The following is a 2,669-nucleotide window of genomic DNA, read 5'->3' on the forward strand; positions in this document are numbered from 1 at the left end:
CAATATCCCATGTGTTGCTTTGAAAACTATCAACTTCTATCAATATGCAAAAATCCTAGCAAGGAACGCAAATGCACGTAGCTCTACTAGGCAGTGAACAAGACCCACAAATTCAACATATAGCCATGGCGCTTCGCCAAAGTAACACGCCCTTTTACTTTGCCAATACGCAGCATTTTGGCTCTACCTGGACCATCAGCTATGACCCTGACTTTGATGACGGGCTAATTCATTTTAATTCACCTTCACTTTGCGACCAATCTAGAGTTACGTTCTCGAATACCCAGGCCGCTTATTGGCATGAGTACTTGCCAGGATTGCCACCTAAGTCCCCGAGTGAAAACGCTAGAAATGATAGCAGTGCAGACGCTCAAGCACAGCGTGATAATTCTGATGATAGAGACTCTAGTTTGTTAGAAAACGCGGGGTGGGTTGAGCAAGAGCGAGCAAGTACGCTACTTTGCTGGTTCAGCTATAGCGACATTAAATGGGTGAACTCTATCGACGCTGTTCGAAGCCACCAGTGTAAACCTTATCAATCGCGTATTGCTGGCAAACTAGGAGCACATATTCCCTACACCTTTGTTGGCAATGCACCCGAGGTTGCTTCGCAGTTTTGTAACAATATGCGAGACGTTATTTACAAGCCTGTACGCGGCGGTCGAACTGCGCAGTTTGTGAATAAACAACCAAACATGCGCTCGTTACTCAATGCGCTTTTAGGTGAACGCCCTGTTACCTTTCAAAAATATATTGCAGGCGTGAATGTACGAAGCTATGTGCTTGGCAATGACGTACTCAGCGTACAAATCGACTCAAGTGAATTAGATTACAGGAATGACGACAATGCGAGCGTATCGGTAACCCTAGTCCCCAGAGATGTTCAGCAGCTAGCTGTCAAAATATGCAAAGCATTAGGTATGCACTGGTGTGCGATAGACTGGCGTAAAAGTGCGAAGGGAAAATACTTTTTTTTAGAGGCCAACCCCAGCCCTTACTTCCTAAAAGTAGAGAACGATACCGGTCTAGATATAACAGAAAAATTGGTAGCACTGCTGGTGAAGACTTCGTCGTAGCAAGCAGGACGCTTACAGGCTAATTGGGTTTCCAAAACAAATTTGCGATTGTTTAGAAGCCTTTACGCAATCATTGACAACACCCCAACAACCTATCAATATGATAGGATGAATTTCAAAAGGCATTCATGGCTAATCACAATCCCCAAGGTATTAATGAATTCCCTCTTACAGAGGAAACTGCCAGAAAAATAATGAATGACCTCGCAGAAAACTATACTCACCGGATTCGGTGGACTAAACATGTTAAACAGCGCATGCATGAGCGAGGAATCACTACAGGTCAGGTGATCACTTTATTAAAAAGTAAGCACTCAGTATTTAGAGAGGGGCCATATCTTGATATTTCTGGAGACTGGAAATTTAATTTGAAAGGTTTAGCTGCGGGCAAAGTTATCGAACTCACTGTTGCACTTAAAAATCATCATGATAGTCCAATGTCATTTCTAATTACTGTATGGATAAGTTGAGAGGGTAAAATGTACCATTACACTGAAAGCGGGTTATCAAATGTATACCTGAAAAACGGTGTTACCGTTGAAGTTGTAGACGGTGAAGAATATACAAGCATTGACGATATGAACGGTCTTCATAGTGCGATAGCACAGACAATTGTTAATACCAACAAGCCTCTTGCTCATGATGAGTTTAAATTCTTACGTGTAGAACTAAATGTTTCTCAAAAAATGCTGGCGAATCGTTTTGGTGTTGATGAACAGACCATTGCGCGTTATGAGAAAGGTCAAACAAAAATTCCACGGACAACAGATGCTGCCTTAAGAGCCTTATACATGGAAAGCCAAGAGAAGAATAATCCCGTAAGTTACTTTCTTGATTTACTAGCAAATACCCAAGCGGAAGAAGCTGCAAAAATAATTCGTCTTGAAGAAGTCGAAGACCATTGGGAAAAAGTAGAATGGTAAAAAAGCCGACTTAACGTCGGCTTTTTAATTCTTGTTCATGTAGAAGGGTTAGTTGAACATATCAACTAACCCTTCTACTTAGCGCTAAATTACAAGATAAAGCGCGACAGATCTTCGTTATCTACCAAGGTCTCTAAGTGGCTGTTAACGTAGTCTGCATCAATCACGAACGACTCACCGCTCTTTTCAGAGGCGTCAAACGAGATATCTTCCATAAGGCGCTCTAGCACGGTGTGCAAACGGCGGGCACCAATGTTTTCAGTGCGCTCATTCACCTGCCATGCCGCTTCGGCTATACGCTGTATACCAGAATCGTCGAAACTAATATCCACGCCTTCGGTCTTCATTAGCGCAATGTACTGGTGAGTTAATGACGCATTCGGCTCGGTAAGAATGCGCTTGAAGTCACCGACTTTAAGCGCAGATAGCTCAACGCGAATTGGAAGACGACCCTGAAGCTCTGGAATAAGGTCAGACGGCTTGCTCATTTGGAATGCGCCCGAAGCGATAAACAAGATATGGTCAGTTTTAACCATGCCGTGTTTTGTCGAAACCGTTGAACCTTCCACAAGTGGAAGCAAGTCACGCTGAACACCTTCGCGAGATACATCAGCCGATGAGTTACCCTCGCGCTTACAAATTTTGTCAATTTCGTCGATAAACACAATAC

Annotated in this window: 4 protein-coding genes; 3 read left to right on the forward strand and 1 reads right to left on the reverse strand. The window is 43.2% G+C overall.

All coding sequences use genetic code 11. The features are described 5' to 3' along the window. Window positions 1-71 precede the first annotated feature (71 nt). From QVA83_RS11860 to QVA83_RS11870, 3 genes are all read left to right on the forward strand, one after another. A complete protein-coding gene (locus QVA83_RS11860) occupies window positions 72-1,076 on the forward strand; it encodes an ATP-grasp domain-containing protein (protein ID WP_287498491.1) in 1,005 nt (334 codons plus the stop codon). Window positions 1,077-1,204: 128 nt separating this feature from the next. Next, entirely contained in the window at window positions 1,205-1,546 is a 342-nt protein-coding gene (locus tag QVA83_RS11865) for a DUF4258 domain-containing protein (protein ID WP_061096005.1), read from the forward strand. A 9-nt stretch (window positions 1,547-1,555) separates the two neighbouring features. Beyond that, window positions 1,556-1,999 (forward strand): helix-turn-helix domain-containing protein, encoded by a 444-nt coding sequence (locus QVA83_RS11870; RefSeq protein ID WP_014950967.1) that lies wholly within the window; start codon window positions 1,556-1,558, stop codon window positions 1,997-1,999. An 89-nt stretch (window positions 2,000-2,088) separates the two neighbouring features. On the opposite strand, the gene QVA83_RS11875 is transcribed toward QVA83_RS11870, so the two are convergent. Beyond that, a partial coding sequence (locus QVA83_RS11875) for an AAA family ATPase (protein WP_287498492.1) occupies window positions 2,089-2,669 on the reverse strand: 581 nt, incomplete at its 5' end.

Source organism: Alteromonas sp. AO-Serp (genome assembly GCF_017849675.1).
GTDB classification, from domain to species: Bacteria; Pseudomonadota; Gammaproteobacteria; order Enterobacterales; family Alteromonadaceae; genus Alteromonas; species Alteromonas macleodii.